The organism is Pectobacterium sp. F1-1 (assembly GCF_025643735.1).
Classification (GTDB): Bacteria; Pseudomonadota; Gammaproteobacteria; order Enterobacterales; family Enterobacteriaceae; genus Pectobacterium; species Pectobacterium colocasium.
Genome location: NZ_CP104733.1, coordinates 4651971 through 4668985, shown reverse-complemented (window position 1 = coordinate 4668985; position 17015 = coordinate 4651971). Strand labels below are relative to the sequence as shown.

Below are 17015 nucleotides of genomic sequence, written 5' to 3'. Positions count from 1 at the left end.
TCAGTTTTTCCTATCGCAACCATAGGCATAACCTTTATGAGGCGTATGGCTCTGGCGTTACACTCTAGGCAAATTTTATTCACTTAAGCATGGATACACTGATGACCAAACACTATGACTACCTTGCTATTGGCGGCGGCAGCGGAGGTATTGCGTCTATCAACCGCGCGGCGATGTATGGACAAAAATGTGCGTTGATCGAAGCAAAATATCTGGGCGGCACCTGCGTCAACGTCGGCTGCGTGCCGAAGAAAGTGATGTGGCATGCGGCGCAGATTGCCGAAGCGATCCATCAGTACGGGCCGGATTACGGGTTTGACACCACGGTGAACCAGTTTAACTGGGGCACGTTGGTCAAGAACCGTAGCGCCTACATCGATCGCATCCACCAGTCTTACGACAACGTGCTGGATAAGAACAAGGTCGATGTCATTCACGGTTTTGCCCGCTTTGTCGATGCGCACACGGTGGAAGTGAATGGTGAGAAAATTACGGCTGACCATATCCTGATCGCGACGGGCGGTCGTCCGGTTCACCCTGACATTCCCTTGGCGCGGAGTACGGTATCGATTCCGACGGTTTCTTTGAGCTGGATGCGTTGCCGAAGCGTACTGCCATTGTTGGCGCAGGCTATATCGCGGTAGAGATTGCTGGCGTGCTGAACGGACTGGGTTCTGAAACCCACCTGTTTGTGCGTAAGCACGCGCCGCTGCGCAGCTTTGATCCGCTGATTGTCGATACGCTGGTGGAAGTGATGAACACAGAAGGACCGACGCTGCATACCGAATCGATCCCGAAAGCGATTGTGAAGAATGCGGATGGCAGCCTGACGCTGGAACTGGAAAACGGTCAGTCACACACCGTCGATTGCCTGATTTGGGCGATTGGTCGCGAACCCGCGACGGATAACCTGAACCTGAGCGTCACCGGTGTAGAGCTGAACGACAAAGGCTACATCAACGTCGATAAATTCCAGAACACCAACGTTCCTGGCATTTATGCCGTAGGTGATAACACCGGTGCCGTCGAGCTAACGCCGGTTGCTGTCGCCGCAGGGCGTCGTTTGTCCGAACGTCTGTTTAATAACAAGCCGGACGAGCATCTGGATTACAGCAATATCCCGACAGTTGTTTTCAGCCACCCGCCGATTGGCACGGTCGGGCTGACCGAACCGCAGGCGCGTGAGCAGTACGGCGACGATCAGGTGAAAGTGTATAAATCTGCCTTCACCGCGATGTACACCGCCGTTACGCAGCACCGCCAGCCGTGCCGCATGAAGCTGGTTTGTGTGGGTAAAGAGGAAAAAATCGTCGGCATCCACGGCATCGGTTTTGGTATGGACGAAATGCTGCAAGGTTTTGCGGTCGCCGTCAAAATGGGCGCGACCAAGAAAGACTTCGACAACACCGTCGCCATCCACCCAACGGCATCGGAAGAGTTTGTGACGATGCGGTGATGGTGTAGGAAAGTTAGCCTTACTGCTTTTCTGAAAAATGAAACATGCTGGTTGAATAGTGAGCTATTTGGCCAGCATTTTTATGGTCAGTCTAATCCGGCTACCTCATCCGCTCACTTGCCAGATTATAGACGCCGCTGCGCTCACGTTTGCCTACTGCCACCACGGCGATAACCAATATGTCGTCAATGACTTCGTAAACCAAACGAAAGCCTGACGCCCGGAGCTTTATTTTGTAGCAGTCCTTCATTCCTCGTAACTTTGCCGCAGGAATATGGGGATTTTCGCAGCATTTTTTTAGTTTTTTGGCAAATTGCTGCTGGATGGTTTTATCGAGCTTGCACCATTCTTTTAGCGCATCTTCCCTGAATTTGACGCTATAGCTCATAGGAAACTATCCAAATCCACGTCAACCAGCGGCTGGTTTTTGCGTTCACCGATTAGCTTAACCAACTCCTGATCGTCCAGCGCATCCAGCATTTTTTCGTAGAGATCCGCAGGAATGCAATAAAACGCAGGCTGGTTGCGGTTCAAGATAGCGACAGGCAGGCCATCGCCAGCATTGACCGTCGCCATTGGGTTCTTTTTCAGTTCACTGACACTAGCACTGGTATCACTCAATATAATATTTGGCATGATAGACCTTTAATGACCGGTTAATAGGTCTTTAAAATAAGCAATCAAAGACCTGTTAACAAGTCTTTTGATGGTTTTTTATACCCGCTCCGAATGGCTTCCTGCCAACAAGATGAAGAAAATGCTGCTTTTATCACGGCATTCACCTGAATAGTGATAATGATTATCGTTAGTGTTTTTTTTATGGTAAGTTGCGGTGAATGGGTTTTATCCCGATTAATGACTTTTCCCTTACAAAACATACCGGTTTTCTCACTATGTCTTTAGCTACCCGTACAACGTCTTCAGCCTATCGGCTGTTCAATTTACGTTTAGAGAGCAAGACGCTGCTCTCGCCTTCATTGGCTCGCTGTGTGTTCACCGGCCCGGAAGTGCGCCAGATGAAACTGGATGCGCCGGATCAGCGCATCAAACTGCTGTTCGCTAGCGAAAGCGGGGAACTGACGCCAATGGCTGTGAGCGACACCTGGTATCAGGACTATCTGGCGCTGCCGCGCGAGCGTCGTCCGATTTTGCGCACCTATACACTGCGTTCTGTCTCACGCGAGTCACAGCAGGCAACGGTCGATTTTGTGCTGCACGGTGACACCGGGCCTGCTTCAAGCTGGGCGAATCATGCTAAGCCGGGCGATGCGCTACAGATCGTTGCCCCCAACGCAGAGGCCGATGGCGATAGCGGCGGCTATGAGTGGGCACCGCACGAGGGCGTTGAGCAAGTGCTGTTGATTGCGGATGAAACGGCGCTGCCTGCGGCCATGGGGATTCTTGAGCAACTGGCGACTCAGCCTTCCCCACCGTCGGTACAGGCTTTTTTTGAAGTGCCGAAAGCGGCTGACTGCGTGACGTCGGGTAATTTCCCGTTTGCTCAGATTCACTGGCTGCCGCGTGAGGAAACCGGTAGCACAGTATGGGGCGAACGCCTGCTGGCTGCGGTGCAACAGGACGTGAAGATCCCCACCAGCGCCTGTACCAAGCGTGATGAAATCGCACAGGAGACGCCGGAAGACGAATTACTGTGGGAACGGGCAACGGCGCATCGTCCGTTTTACGCCTGGGCGGCAGGCGAGTCTTCTGCAATCAAACGGTTGCGTCGTTATCTGCTGGACGAACGCCACCTCGATAAAGAGACGATCAACTTTATGGCTTACTGGTCGCATCGCTAAAAGAAAACGTCAGGAGGGTAATCCCCTCCTGTGCTTATTTCCCCATCATCTCCGCCAACTGCTGTGCATCCGGCAGCCCGACGACCTGTTGTAATTCATTTTTATCATTCAGGTAATAGATGGCAGGCGTGACGTTGGCGCCGAGTTCATCCATCAGCCTCTGATTGTGCTGAATGTTATTCCAGATGTCGCGTGACGACTTCTCAGGGAGCGGGGGGATAGTTTTGCCGTTCGAGAGTTCATAATCATGCCAGGCTTTGGCCGGATCGCTGGCGGCAAGAATCGCGGCGGCATAACGTCCGCTTTCCGGTTTGATAACGCCAACCAGCAACGTTTGCAGCTGTACTTTTCCTGCTTTTACCCACGGTTGTGCCTGCTGCCAAAACTGTTTGCAGTAAGGGCAAAACGGGTCGGCAAAGACGACGATTTTACGCGGTGCATCCTTGTCCCCTTCGGTAATAAACGGCGCTTGCTGTAATTTCTGCCACATCTCCCGACCAGCAGGCACATACACCTCCTGCTGAATCAGCGCTTCACTCAGGTTATTGCCTTTCTCATCATACATATAGCCTGAAATGGCATGCTTACCATCCGGCGTTAAGTAGATGGTAACCCCCATTCCCTGATAGCTGCCCAGCCAGCCTTGTACGCCACCAGGTGCGGTGAACGGCTTGATGATCGTAATGCCCTGTTTTTCGATGTTCTTCATCGCATCAGGCAGAACATCTTGCGCCAGTGACGACGCGGAAAGCGTTAATAAGGTCAGTATGAGGGATAAGCGTTTTATCATGGTGTTGCGCCTGTATCGTGGATCATGTCTGCCGGATAGCCTAGTAGAGAGGTGCCAATAAGGGGAGCTTATTTACGCTTCCTGAATCAGGGAAAGCTGGTGAGCTGCCGCTATGCGATCTACTGTGGCCGAAGAGTGTGGTTTGGTAGGAGCAGGTTTTGCCGTATATTACGTGGCGTTTAATTAGGATTTCTTGTCGGTTGTTTTGCATCATCCTTGATGAGGATGATGTGTCTTGTGGTTTTCCCTGCTGGAGTAATGAATTACCGTGACTCTGACCGAATCGCTGATTGCTTTTACGTTTGCCGCGACGCTGCTGACCCTGACGCCGGGTCTGGACACGGCGCTGATTCTACGCACGGCGACCGTTGAAGGCAGTAAGAAGGCCTTCCATGCCGCGTTTGGTATTCAGATTGGTTGCCTGATTTGGGGCGCGATGGTGGCCTTTGGTCTGGGCACGCTGATTGCCGCGTCTGAGCTGGCCTACAACATCCTGAAATGGTGCGGTGCAGCGTATCTTTGCTGGCTGGGGTTGCAAATGATCCTGAAGCCCAGAACCGAGCTGGTGGCGGAACCATCTGGGGAAGTAAAGCAGCAGAATTGGTTCCTGCGCGGTATGTTGGGCAACGTATTAAACCCGAAAGTGGGGGTGTTCTACGTTTCATTCCTACCGCAGTTTATCCCTGCTGGCCATTCAGTGGTGCTGTGGACGTATCTGCTCGTGCTTATTCATGTCGTTATCGGCACGGTGTGGTCGTCTACACTGATTGCCGCGACGCGCCCGCTGTCGCGTTTTCTGCGTCGCGGCTCGGTCGTGAAATGGATGGACCGGACGACAGGCGTTGTCTTTCTGGCCTTCGCCGCGCGCCTGGCGCTTTCCCGACGGTAGGGGGGAATCATCGGATCCCCCAGACATCAGAACCTGCCAAACAGCAGTGCGATGAGTGTCAGAATCTCTTTGCTGAACGGCTGCCCTTTCTCTTCGGCTAACAGATAGAGCGGGGTGGTACGCCTTTCCCCTTGCTGCAACGGCAGTATTTGTAATTCACCCCGTGTTATGTGCTCTGAAATCCGCGCTTCCGGTAGCCAGCCGTAGCCCACCTGATGCAAAACAGCCTGTGTGGCCGCTTCAAACGTGGTGAATGTCCAGCTTTCGGCAGAAGAAGGCTGCGTCTGTGGCGTCGTGCGCGTCACAATCTCTACACAAGGGTAGCGAGACAGTGCTTCATGGCTTAGCGGTGTCGGCAGTAAGAAAAGCGGATGGCGGCAGTGCGCGACGGCAACAAAATCAACGTTCATCAGCCACTGCCCGGCAATGCCGCCGAGTTCACGTGATGTGATGACATAAATATCTGCCTCGCGTGCTTTCAACTGTTCCGGTGTTTCATTACGCAGCACTTCGGTCAGGTGGATACGTGTAGCCGGATGCTGTTTTTGAAAGGCGCTGAGCAACTGGAATAGGCGATCTTTGGGGAAGGTACTGTCGACAACCAGATTGATACTGGTCTGTTCGCCCATTTTTAAAGAGTGGGCGCGGGTTTCCAATTCATGAAATGAACGTATTACGAGTCGCGCCTGTGCCAGCAGGCTTTCACCCTCTGGCGTCAGCTCGGCTTTGCGTCCGTGGATGGTGAGTAGCGGGATGCCCAGTCGCTCTTGTAACAAAGAAAGCTGGTAGCTAACCGAAGACTGGCTGCGATGAAGCGCATTCGCTGCCTGCGTGTAACCGCCCAAATCAATCACCGCCTGAAGGATTTCCCACTGTTCCAGCGTCGTCTTTGCCAGCATCTTTAATTCATCTAAATATCGAATGGTTTTCCGTGAAAAATAGCGTTATTCATCGAATTAATAAAGCTCTAGAGTGAATTGACACACTTCAGGAGAACGATGATGCCGTCATTTAATCAACACGATCTGAGCCATTTTGTGGGGAAACATCTGGTCTATACCTATGATAATGGTTGGAATTACGAGCTTTATGTCAAAATGCCAACACGATAGACTACCGTATTCATAGCGGTATCGTGGGTAATCGTTGGGTGAAGGATCAGCAGGTGTATATCGTGCAGGTTGCCCGCGAGGTTTATAAGATTTCATGGACAGAGCCAACAGGAACGGACGTCAGCCTGATTGTTAACATGGCCGATAAGCTCTTTCACGGCACGATCTTCTTCCCGCGTTGGATCATCAATAATCCAGAGAAAACGGTGTGCTTCCAGAACGAACACATTGCTGAAATGGAAGCGTATCGCGAAGCAGGCCCGGCGTACCCCACCGAAGTCATCGATGAGTTTGCCACCATCACGTTCATCCGCGATTGTGGTGAAAACAACAATGAGGTCATCAATTGCCCTGCCAGCAAGTTGCCTGCGGATTTCCCTGCCTGTCTGAAAAAATAAACAGCAATAGGCGACACGAGGTCGTGTCGCCTGACTAGCTATTTCGGGTTTTTATCAGAAAGATGTTTTCATGAATCAAGCAAAGGAAATTAACCAATATATTGATAAATAGGTGTTTTTTTATTTATTTGTATTGATAATCATCTTGTGAATCAAGCAACGGTCAAGCAAATTACGCCCAATGGGGAATGTAGCGCATTGCTTTTGTACCAGCATCGGGGTCATAGGGGCGAACTAAACCCATATTAATCGTATCCTTAATCACCCTACTAACCATCGCGCTGTTTTTAACGTCAATTCCAAGTCGTTCCCTTAGCGACGTATTGTTCATCTGTTCCCGATTAACATAACGTAAGCAGCAGTGCAGATAACATGCCCTGACCCTATCGCCTTTATCCATCTCCGAAAATTCTTTGTGACTAAAGAGGACAGCGCGCGTGTGTTTCTCGGTTACTTCAAAGATGGGTGCAGGCAGCTGGTATAACTCAGTTTGAAACACGACTTTATCAACGCCAGTTCCTCGCTCTTCACAAATATTAATTCGTCTCATAAATGATGCTAACGCTTCATTTCTACTTTGTGGCGGTGAGTCAATGAATCGATCAATATCAACTAGCGGGGTTCCTGGATTAGTTATTTCCATACGAGATTCGAAAATCTCGATCATGGGGCCTGTCCCAGTTAGAGATAGATCTTGGTGAATGATGGCGTTTGCCACTAGCTCACGAATGGCTAACTCCGGATACATAGGTACTTCTTTGCGAAAAACTTTTCCAATCTCTTCGTTAGCAGGTAATAGCGTTTTAATATAATCAATCAAGCTCTCGAACCCAATGGCATATCCTTTGCTTCCTGGGATTTCTCGAATAGTTTTTATTCGGCTATTACCACTATATAAAATCAGTCGCACAGCCTTACGCCCCAAATGTTGAAAACTCTGTAGCTTGCGGGCAAATAAGATGGCACCTAAATTGGTAATGTGCCAACGTCCATCAGGAGCGTCATGGATAAGTTGATCGGCTCTGAGAGCTGACAAGATCCCTGCTTTATTATCCGGCAAAGGCAAGTTTACAAGCTCGAAATATGCTGGGTAATCTAGTAATGACAAGACGTCCTCAGCGCTACTATTCTCTGTAGCAAGTAGACGTTCAAATGGGGTTCTATCGAAAGCACGCCAAAGAGCTCGTTCTTTCTCCGGTAGTTCTCTTAGTTTTTTCTTATAAGATCCAACACGAATATATTCTGTGCCATCGAATAGCACAGGAGTATGGCTTGCGGCTTGAATTTCCAAAATCACTACAGGTAATTCTTCTTTCTCCGTAATAAATTCATAGAATCGGAAATGAATCTTTGGTGTGATTTTTTGTAATAGCCAGCTCTCGATCTCCTGTTGCTTATGCTTTTGCGTTAATGGGCGAAAATGCGTACCGATAACATCATGAGACTCATCATCAAGTCCATAGACAAGATAAGCACATGGTTTACCTAACAACGCGGCAGAATTTGCCAGAGCAGAGATGTACTCGCCAATCTTTTCCACGTCGGCATTATGCTTGAACTCAGCCCATTCCGTCTCCTTGGGTAAGCGACGTAACTCGTTAAGTAAGCTCTGTAAATTTTCTTGAGACAGTTCAACGGGCATGCTACCCCCATGTGGGATGATATGAGCTCTATAGTGTACTGGTTACAGAGCTAATCAAACAGCATGAACGTCATCAGGATAAAAATTGATTTCAAATGAAGAAGCGGTCCTTTTGTCGAGATAACAAAACAGACCGCTTGAATATTAATGCTCCGGCCAGAACGGTTCGCCCAGCGTTAGCATCAATCGATTTGCCCATGAGAAGAAGGCGGCGGACTGCACCACATCGACAATCTCCAGCGTATCTAATCCTTGCTCTTGCAGCTGTTTCAGGTCGTTGGCGTTGACCTGCGCGGGCGTAGCGGAAAGGCGTGCCGAGAAATCGATAATCGCCTGCCAGCGCGGACTTTGCCCGATGCCTAAATCGCCGCCGGGAACGACATCCAACAGCCGCTGCACATCGCTATCCTGTTTGGAAAGCTGGCTGGCTTTACGCGCGTGTACCGAGGCGCAGTAAATGCAGCCATTGACCTTGCTGGTGACGGCGGCGATCAGTTCGCGTTCTTTGCGCGGCAGGCCGCCAGCAGTATAGAAAATCCCTTTATCCGTCAGCGTGCGCTGTTCCAGTACCGGGAGATTGCGGCCTAGCAGACGAAAATAGTCGGAATCGGTGTGGCCGAAACGCGCCAGAATCGCCTGCTCATCTGCATTGAATTCGGCCAGCGGTTTGGGCGCGATCCACGGTTCCCATCCTAGCTCTGCCTGAGTAAACGCCTGCGGTGCCGATTTGCCGCTGTGTGTCTGCGGTTGGGTATGCCACTGACCCGCGACGGCGGCCTGCGAATGCGGCTGACCGACGCGATGACCGGCAATCAGGCGATAGCCGCGCAGCAGCCGGCTTTGAAAATTCACAAATGCGATGAGCTGAGACAGCGTCACAATATCGTTTACCGACCAGCCCGCCTGCTCCAGCGCGCTGACATGGGATGCTGAAGCCTGCACGGGCGTTTTCGTCAGGCGCTCGGCGTGATCCAACGCCAACTGTAGCGCGGGTGTCGGCGTGGGGGCCGGGAAGTCTGCCAGCCGCTCGGCGTAGAAATGTTGTAGCTGCTCATCCTGCTGCCAGCCACTAATCTTTGCGGCAAACCAGAAGCGCAGCGATAGCGGCAGTGTTGCATCGTCTGCGGTGTTGGCATTAAACAGCGCATCGTAGCTGCCTTGGGTGTGTCGGGTTGCTGCATCGCGGGTTTTTCTGGCGGCGGCGAGGGCGGAATCTGAGCCGATTTCGGCCAGTGCATCCAGTACGTCAGGGGTGTGTAATGTGTTATCGTGCGTCATGCAATCTCCTGCCCGAGCGGGCTTTTCTGTTTCACGGCGGGTCTCCAGCCCAACGCGGGAGCCACCTGAGTGGCAATCAGTTCAAGCGAACGCAGAATCAGCGCATGCGGTGGATCGATGGAATGTACCTGGAATGTCACATCGGTCGCACGTTCTAGCGAGCTGTCTGCCCGAAGTGACGCGATGACATCCTGCGCGGTGCCGACATGGCTATCGAAGGAGGCGATCAGCGCCTCTACCGAGTTGTGAGGAATCGGGCGGAACGTGCCGGAACGGGCGGCGGAGCGATTAAGCCCTTTTTCTGCCAGACTCAGCGCCAACTGGCGATCGTCAGCCACGAAAACGCTACGCGAGCTGAGAATGCGCGGTGCGACGCCAGCAGGCAACGCGGCCAGATAGGCGTCGATCATCGGATTTTGCAGGTCAGCCAGTGTGGCGTCCGCGAAATGCTCTGGGCGTGGTTGAGTTCGAGAGAGCATCAGGCCATCGCCTGCTTTACCGGCTCGTTCTGCGCCTTCAATGGAGAAAGTGGCCTGCCAGACGCGCTTATCCAAATGCGGCGCAGCAGGGTAGAGCTGATTACCTTCCTCGCTCAAGGCTTCCCCCCGCCACGCAGCACGCAGTTTCTCAAGATAGCGCCCGAGGATCTGCCCGCGCTGTGCGCTGTCGTGACCGAAGGCGGCAAATGAGGACGGTGTACCGCCGGAACCTACGCCGATTTCCAGCCTGCCGTTGCTGAGTAAATCGAGCACGGCGGTATCTTCCGCTACGCGCAGCGGCTCTTCCATCGGCAGTGTAATCACGCCGGTGCCGAGTTGGATGCGGTGCGTGCGTGCGGCAACCAGCGCCAGAAACACCAGCGGCGAAGGTAGCCCGCCTTCATCGGCGTGAAAGTGGTGCTGCGCGACCCAGGCGCTGTCGAATCCGAGTTGTTCGGCTTTGACGATTTGTTCCGTCGCCAGCCGATAGCGCTGCTGAGCGGAAGCATCGTCCAGCAATCGCGTGAAAAATCCCAGCCGTTTCGTTGTCATTCTACAGTCCTTGGTTTAGTGCCATTTTTCAGAGCGCATGTGTTTCAGTGTGAACGTGAGGGTAATGTGAACGGGCAAAAACCGGATGTTGTTGTCCGGGAATGGCTGCAATGAGTTCACGGGTATAGTGATGTGCGGGCTGAGAGAAGATCTGCTCCACCGGGCCGGATTCAAGCTGCTTGCCGTGGTACAGCACGGAAACGGTGTCGGCGATCTGGCGTACCACCGCCAAATCGTGCGAGATGAACAGATACGTTAACCCGAGTGATTCCTGTAATTCGGTCAGCAAACGCAGAATCTGCGCCTGCACGGTGACATCCAGCGCCGAGACAGCCTCGTCTAACACCAATACCTGAGGTTCCAGCACCAGCGCCCGGGCGATAGCAACACGCTGGCGTTGGCCGCCAGACAGCTCACGCGGTTTGCGTGACAGCAACGCAATTGGCAGGGCGACACGCTCGAACATCTCATGAATTTTGCGTTCCCGCTGCGCGGTGGTATGGCGATTAAAATTGCGCAGTGGTTCTTCAACGATGTCGTACAACCGCTGTGACGGATCGAGCGAGCCAAAAGGATTTTGATAGACCAACTGGATTTTCTGCCGGAACTGCCGTAGCGCTTCACCTTTCAGGTGAGTGATATCGGTGCCGTCGATCAAAATGCGTCCGGCGTTGGGGTGATGAAAGCCGAGCAGGCTGCGCGCTGTGGTGGTTTTACCTGAGCCGGACTCGCCGACAATAGCGTGCGTTGTGCCGCGCGCCACGCTGAAGGAGACGTCATCTACCGCCCGAAAGTGTTCCCCTTTACGGCCTGACAAGGGGAAGCTCTGCACCAGATTTTCAACCGAGACAATAATGTCAGATTCCGATGTATTGGTACGCGGTGGACGCGGCGTTGGGTTTAGCGACGGGACGTTAGCCAGCAGCGTGCGTGCATAGTGGCTTGAGGGCGCGTTGAGTACCTCAAGCGTAGGGCCTTGCTCCTGAATGTAGCCGTTCTGAAAGACCAGAAGCCGATCGGCACGCTCGGCCGCTACACCCAGATCGTGGGTGACGAACAGCACCGCTGTGCCATTTTCGCGCCGTAGTTCATCAAGTAGATCGAGAATCCGTTTCTGCACCGTGACATCCAGCGCGCTGGTGGGTTCATCGGCAATAATCAGCGCGGGTTTCAAGGCAATAGCTATGGCTATCAGGACGCGCTGTTTCATACCGCCAGACAGTTCGTGCGGGTACTGCTTTGCGCGCAGTTCCGGCTGGTTGAGCCCCACGCGCTCCAGCAGCGCCAGCGTTTTCTGACGCGTGGTCTGGCGATCTTCCCGCTGATGAATGCGCAGAATCTCATCTACCTGCTCACCAATGGTCTGCACCGGATTCAGGGAACTGGTGGGATCCTGCGGGATCAGACTGATCTGCGCGCCGCGCACGCTGTCCAACCGCTTCTGTGACCAGCCGCTGATGTCCACGCCATTGAGCCGAATGGCACCGCGTGTTAACCGACCGTTTTCGGCCAGCAAACCGATAACCGCCTGCGCGGTGGTGGTCTTCCCTGAACCGGATTCTCCGACCAGCGCGACCACTTCTCCAGGCTGAATATGGAAAGAGACGCCTTCCACGACGGTCTGCTCGCGATCGTCACTGCGATAGGCAATCGTGACGTTCTCCAGAGCCAACACGGGCACCGCGGCGCTGGTTTGTAGGCTTGCTGACAGGCTCATCGTGCCGTTCTCCTGATTGACTGACTGATGCGGTTAGCGGATAGCACAACAAGTACCACCACCAGACCGGGGAAGGTGGTTAGCCACCACGCAGTAGCAATGTAGTTGCGGCCTTCGGCGATCAGCAGGCCCCATTCCGGCGTGGGCGGCGGCGCACCGTAGCCGAGGAAGCTGAGTGTGGAGATAGCCAGAATTGCGCTGCCGAATTGCAGCGCGGCAAAGGCGAAAACGGTGGTCAGTGAGTTCGGCAGAATATGCCGCCATAACACGCTGAGAAAGGTGCCGCCGCTACCGTAGGCGGCTTCGACGTAGTCGCTGTGGCGCACGCGCAGCACTTCTGAACGTACCAGTCGGGTAAAGCTGGCAACGGAAGTGACACCCACGGCAATCGCGGCGTTAACCGTGCCGAAACCCAACAGGATGATGACACTCAGCGCCAGTAGCAGGCCGGGGATGGCCAGCAATACATCAATGCTGCGCATCACGACGCTATCCAGCCAGCCGCCAACGGCACCCGCCAAGAGACCGAAGAAGCTGCCAAGTACCAGACCTAGCCCGACGGCGATGACCGCGCCGGAAAGTGAGTGTACCGCGCCATAAACGATACGTGCGTAGAGGTCACGCCCTAACTGATCGGTGCCGAGCCAGTAGTCTGCATCCGGTGCCAGCCGCTGTGCGCCCGCGATGCCTTCCGTCGGGCTATAGCTGGTAAACCAGCCTGGGAACAGCGCCCAGAGAGCGACGGTTAGCATAACCAGCCAGGCTAGCACTAGTCCCGGCTGAAAGGCGTAGCGACGCAGAAGCGGCCGCTTGCGCAGAAGAGGAAACGTGATTTTTTCCAGTTGTACGGTAGTCATAGCGTGGCTCCTGGCGTGTTTTTCAGGCGCGGATCGAGAAGGGGATAGAGCAGGTCGACGACCAAATTGACGACGACAAAGGCGGCGGCGGAAATCAGCACGATGGCCTGCAATACGCTGCTGTCCTGATAGTTCACGGCTTCCTGCGTCAACTGGCCGAGCCCGTTACGGCCAAATACGGTTTCGGTAATCAGCGCCCCCGCAATTAGCTCGCCCAACAGCAGGCCGGCGATGGTCAGCGTGGGCAGCATGGCGTTGCGGGCGATGTGTCGCCAGAGTACGCCGCTGCGGCTGGCGCCTTTGGCGCGGGCGACGGCAACAAACGGCTGGGTTTGCACCTGATCGATGCTGCGCATCAGCACCTGAGCCAGCGGGGCGGAGATCGGCAGCGCCAGCGTGAGAACCGGCAAAATCAGCCCTTCCCATTCGCCGGGGTTAATCACTGGAATCAGCCCCAAGCGGAAAGAGAAAATCTGAATCAGTACGATGCCGAGCCAGAAGGTCGGCACGGAAATAAACAGCGACGGCAGCGATTGCAATGCGGTTCGCAGCCATTGGAACGGCGTTAACGTCGATAAGAACGCGAGAGCAAACGCCAGCAGGCCAGCGGCGATGAAACCCAGCACCGCGAGCAGCAATGTAGGCGGTAGATTGGCTGCAATCAGCTCAGTGACCGGCACGCCAGCCTGAAGAGAGAGACCAAGATCGCCACGCAGTATCTGGGCTAGCGCATGAAAATATTGCGTGAGTACCGGTGTATCTGCACCGTAGGATAAACGTAGCTGCGCGATCTGCTCGGCGCTCAGGCCGAGCTCTGGGTTTTGAAACTTGATCAGTACGGCATCACCCGGCATCGCCTGAAGCAGGATAAAAGACAGGGTGAATGCCGCCCACAGGACGAGCAGTGCCTGACCGATGCGCAGTGCCAGGTATCGGTTCATGATGATCTCCTCCCTCTTTCTTCTGTGTTACTTATCCAGCCAGGTGTTGTAAAAGCTGGGGCGACCTACGGCTTCAAACGCGATACCTTTGGTGGTGGGCGCGCCAGCAAACACCTGTGGTTCTTCAAAATGGGAATGACGTAGGCCTGATCGATCAGGTAGTTCTGCACCTCTCCCACCAGCGCCAGTCGCTTGCTACGGTCGGTTTCTGCGGCGATGCTATCCAGCAGCGTATTCAGATGTGCATCCACAAAGGTATTCACCTTGTCGCTGGAACCGCCTTTTTGCAGCAGAACGTTACGCACTGTCGGGTAATACTGACTTTTCAGCACATCCGGGTCGGCACGGCCTACCATCGCCGGAGCCACGCCAGTTTTCAGCGGATCGAGGCTATCGACGGTTTTGCTGCCTGCATCACCCGCCAGCACGTTCAGCTTCACGCCGACTTTTGCCCATTGTTGAGAAACCAGTTGCAGGGTTTCTTTGTTCTGCGGCTGCGGCAGAGATTCATAAGCCGTCAGTTCCAGCGTTTTGCCGTTTTTTTGCCGCAATCCTTGCGAACCGGTTTTCCACCCCGCTTCATCTAACAGTTTGTTGGCCTGTGCGGGATCGAACGTGAGCTTGCTGGAGAGATCGACATAGCCGGCGGCGGTTTTAGCCAGTGGCGAGGTGGCCTGTGGGTAGTTGTCAGAGAACAGCGTAGCAATGATCTCTTTGGTGTTGGTGGCGTGCAGCAGTGCTTTACGCACGCGGATATCGGCGACCAGTGGGTTATCCGGGCGGAAAACCACGCTGTTATTGACGCCGCGCGTCGGCGGGGCATAAAGGTTGAAGCCCTGACTTTGCACCCGTTTTTCATCGTAGGCCTGGATCTGACGAATGAAATCCGCCTGACCAGATACCAACGCGCCAATACGCACGCTGTCTTCCGGGGTGACCAGATAGGTAATGCCGTCCAGATAGGCACGTCCCTGATGCTTTGATTTAACCGGTGCCCAGTTGTAATCCTTACGGGCGGTCAGCTTCAGTTCGCGCCCCAGCTTCTCGCTGCTTACCACGAATGGACCAGAGCCGATAATGTTTTTGGCATTGCCTAACTGATTGAAATTGCGCTCAAGCGTACTGAGCGAAACCAGCCCGGAACCGATGGCCGAGGTGCCTTGCAGGAAGCCTGGAGACGGCTTCTTAAAGTAAAACTTCACGGTGAGCGGATCGATAACTTCACTGCGCAGATAGTTATTGATGACCTCTGAAATTGGCTGGTTGAGCGCCGTATTTCCTAATCCGTAGGTATCGAAATTTTTCGCCACCGCGTTGGCATCCAGCGGCGTGCCGTCAGAGAAGGTAATACCGGGACGAATCTTGAATGTGTATTCGGTGTTATCTGCGTTGACGCTCCAGGATTCTGCAACCCACGGTTCGATTTCCAGCGTTTCAGGGTTTTGGTACGTCAGTTTATCGGTTACCTGATTGAGAATGCCGCCGTTTGGGTAAAACCCGCCCGCGGGCGTATAGAGATTGGTGTGCGCCTGCTGCTCCAGATAAATCAGCGTGCCGCCGATTTTCGGTGTGTCGTTCGCTGCCTGTGCGCTTAGCGCACCGCCCAGAAGGAGCAACGAGGCAAAAAGAGTGAGTTTCTGATGAGGATGCAAAAAAGTCGCCACGATGGTTGTTCCTACAGGTAATGGTTTTTATTAACGTTCTGTTTTATCAGGTGAATATGCAGATCGATTCCGCCCCGAAATGGGGAAATACGGCGGGGCGTTAACCGTTCGTTACAGCCGATACTTCCATAGGCGGTAGGAAACAGCAAAGAACAAAACCGGCATTGGTTATCCAGTTTTTAGGTAGGAAAAAGAGAGGTTTTTTGCGGGAAATCGCCGCGTTTCGCGTGTGATGGTGAACTTATTGAGTGGGCGTCGGTAGCGCTGCGAGCGTGTCGTCGCAGCGCTAAGGTTACCTGAAAGCTATTTCAAAACCTGTGGGTTCACGCAGTTTTCTTTTACCTGACCGCTCAGGGCGGCAATCAGATTGTCAACGGCGCAGGCAGCCATGCCATAACGTGTTTCGTGCGTGGCGGAACCGATATGCGGCAGCGCCACAACGTTAGGTAAATCCAGCAGCGGAGAATCGACGGGGAGCGGCTCTTTGACGAACACATCCAGGCCCGCGCCTTGAATGGTTCCTTTCACCAGGGCTTCCGTCAGCGCGTCTTCATCTACGACGGCACCACGACCGATATTAATCAAAATGGCGCTGGGTTTCATTTTTGCCAGCTGCTCGCGCCCAATCAGATGATGCGTTTCCGCCGTGAGCGGCAGCGTGATACAGAGGAAATCAGACTCGGCCAAGAGCGTATCGAGATCGCAGTGACGGGCATTAAAGCGCTGTTCCGCTTCGGAATGATGGCGGCGTGCGTTGTACAGCACCGGCATGCTGAAACCAAAGTGAGCGCGTTGTGCGACGGCCAGACCGATGCGGCCCATCCCCAGAATGCCGATGGTTTTATGGTGAACGTCTGTGCCAAACCAGTCGCTGTCAACGCCACCTTTCCATTCGCCTGCTTTAACGCGTTCGGCGACTTCCACGACCCGACGCGCGCTGGCGAGCATCAGTGCCAGAACCGTATCCGCCACGGTTTCCGTCAGCACGGTTGGGGTATGCATGAGAATCACCCCTTTTTCATTCAGTGCGTCGACGTTAAAGGTGTCGTAACCGACAGAAATGGTGGAGGCTGCACGTAAACGCGGTGCGTGTTGCAGGAAGTCTTTATCGACTTTACCACCGGAACCAATGATGCCTTCGGCCGTTGCCAGAGCCGGGTGGTCGAGTGAAGGAAAGGCGTCAAGTTCAGTGACGGTGAAGTGTTGATCTAAACGAGCGCGTAGATCGTCAGCAACTTTTTTGTACAGGATAACGCTAGGTTTCATCACAAACTCCAGCAGATTAAGGAAGTTAACGTAGAAATAGCTCATCGAATAATCGCGTAGCTGGCGGGAGACTGCAAGCGATACCGCCTTTCCGTCTGTGCGGATGAAAATGCATTATCTATGTAGAAGGAAGCCTTTTCACTGCAGTTCCTGAAACGGGGGGAATAGCACCTCG

The 17015-nt window shown here is 53.7% G+C and carries 13 protein-coding genes and 3 pseudogenes; 4 read left to right on the top strand and 12 right to left on the bottom strand.

What is annotated here, in order from left to right; all coding sequences use genetic code 11:
- Positions 1–101: 101 nt before the first annotated feature.
- Positions 102–1456: pseudogene (gorA, locus tag NAL19_RS20990) on the top strand (glutathione-disulfide reductase).
- 100 nt (positions 1457–1556) lie between these two features.
- Here gorA and NAL19_RS20985 read toward each other — a convergent pair.
- Positions 1557–1844 (bottom strand): type II toxin-antitoxin system RelE family toxin, encoded by a 288-nt coding sequence (locus NAL19_RS20985; RefSeq protein WP_263058353.1) that lies wholly within the window; start codon positions 1842–1844, stop codon positions 1557–1559.
- On the bottom strand, positions 1841–2092 hold the full coding sequence (locus NAL19_RS20980; protein ID WP_010281712.1) for a type II toxin-antitoxin system Phd/YefM family antitoxin: 252 nt from the start codon (positions 2090–2092) through the stop codon (positions 1841–1843). The genes NAL19_RS20985 and NAL19_RS20980 overlap by 4 nt, the downstream gene beginning before the upstream one ends.
- Positions 2093–2349: 257 nt before the next feature.
- Here NAL19_RS20980 and NAL19_RS20975 point away from each other — a divergent pair, with 257 nt between their 5' ends.
- Entirely contained in the window at positions 2350–3255 is a 906-nt protein-coding gene (locus tag NAL19_RS20975) for a siderophore-interacting protein (RefSeq protein WP_263058352.1), read from the top strand.
- Between the two features lie 34 nt (positions 3256–3289).
- Here the strand turns inward: NAL19_RS20975 and dsbG are convergent, their stop codons facing one another.
- On the bottom strand, positions 3290–4045 hold the full coding sequence (gene dsbG, locus NAL19_RS20970; RefSeq protein WP_263058351.1) for a thiol:disulfide interchange protein DsbG: 756 nt from the start codon (positions 4043–4045) through the stop codon (positions 3290–3292).
- A gap of 268 nt (positions 4046–4313) precedes the next feature.
- Here dsbG and NAL19_RS20965 point away from each other — a divergent pair, with 268 nt between their 5' ends.
- Positions 4314–4934 (top strand): LysE family translocator, encoded by a 621-nt coding sequence (locus NAL19_RS20965; protein ID WP_263058350.1) that lies wholly within the window; start codon positions 4314–4316, stop codon positions 4932–4934.
- A 26-nt stretch (positions 4935–4960) separates the two neighbouring features.
- Here NAL19_RS20965 and NAL19_RS20960 read toward each other — a convergent pair whose 3' ends face one another.
- On the bottom strand, positions 4961–5833 hold the full coding sequence (locus NAL19_RS20960) for a LysR family transcriptional regulator (protein WP_263058349.1): 873 nt from the start codon (positions 5831–5833) through the stop codon (positions 4961–4963).
- Positions 5834–5932: 99 nt separating this feature from the next.
- On the opposite strand from NAL19_RS20960, the pseudogene NAL19_RS20955 reads away from it, so the two are divergent.
- Positions 5933–6444 (top strand): annotated as a pseudogene (locus NAL19_RS20955) (phenolic acid decarboxylase).
- A gap of 172 nt (positions 6445–6616) precedes the next feature.
- Here NAL19_RS20955 and NAL19_RS20950 read toward each other — a convergent pair.
- The 8 genes and pseudogenes from NAL19_RS20950 to ghrB form a co-directional block, all read right to left on the bottom strand.
- Complete coding sequence (locus tag NAL19_RS20950) at positions 6617–8086, bottom strand: ATP-binding protein (protein ID WP_263058348.1); 1470 nt, start codon at positions 8084–8086, stop codon at positions 6617–6619.
- Between the two features lie 144 nt (positions 8087–8230).
- Positions 8231–9364, bottom strand: coding sequence for an alkylhydroperoxidase domain protein (locus tag NAL19_RS20945; RefSeq protein WP_263058347.1), 1134 nt, complete (start codon positions 9362–9364; stop codon positions 8231–8233).
- Positions 9361–10395, bottom strand: a complete 1035-nt coding sequence (locus NAL19_RS20940; protein WP_225086269.1) for a putative FMN-dependent luciferase-like monooxygenase — start codon at positions 10393–10395, stop codon at positions 9361–9363. The genes NAL19_RS20945 and NAL19_RS20940 overlap by 4 nt, the downstream gene beginning before the upstream one ends.
- Positions 10396–10423: 28 nt before the next feature.
- Positions 10424–12112, bottom strand: coding sequence for a dipeptide ABC transporter ATP-binding protein (locus tag NAL19_RS20935; RefSeq protein ID WP_225086268.1), 1689 nt, complete (start codon positions 12110–12112; stop codon positions 10424–10426).
- Positions 12109–12969, bottom strand: a complete 861-nt coding sequence (locus NAL19_RS20930) for an ABC transporter permease (RefSeq protein ID WP_225086267.1) — start codon at positions 12967–12969, stop codon at positions 12109–12111. Before NAL19_RS20930 ends, NAL19_RS20935 begins: the two co-directional genes overlap by 4 nt.
- A complete protein-coding gene (locus tag NAL19_RS20925; protein ID WP_225086266.1) occupies positions 12966–13910 on the bottom strand; it encodes an ABC transporter permease in 945 nt (314 codons plus the stop codon). Before NAL19_RS20925 ends, NAL19_RS20930 begins: the two co-directional genes overlap by 4 nt.
- 27 nt (positions 13911–13937) lie before the next feature.
- Positions 13938–15562 (bottom strand): annotated as a pseudogene (locus NAL19_RS20920) (TIGR04028 family ABC transporter substrate-binding protein).
- 315 nt (positions 15563–15877) lie between these two features.
- A complete protein-coding gene (gene ghrB / locus NAL19_RS20915; protein WP_263059761.1) occupies positions 15878–16840 on the bottom strand; it encodes a glyoxylate/hydroxypyruvate reductase GhrB in 963 nt (320 codons plus the stop codon).
- Between the last annotated feature and the right edge of the window lie 175 nt (positions 16841–17015).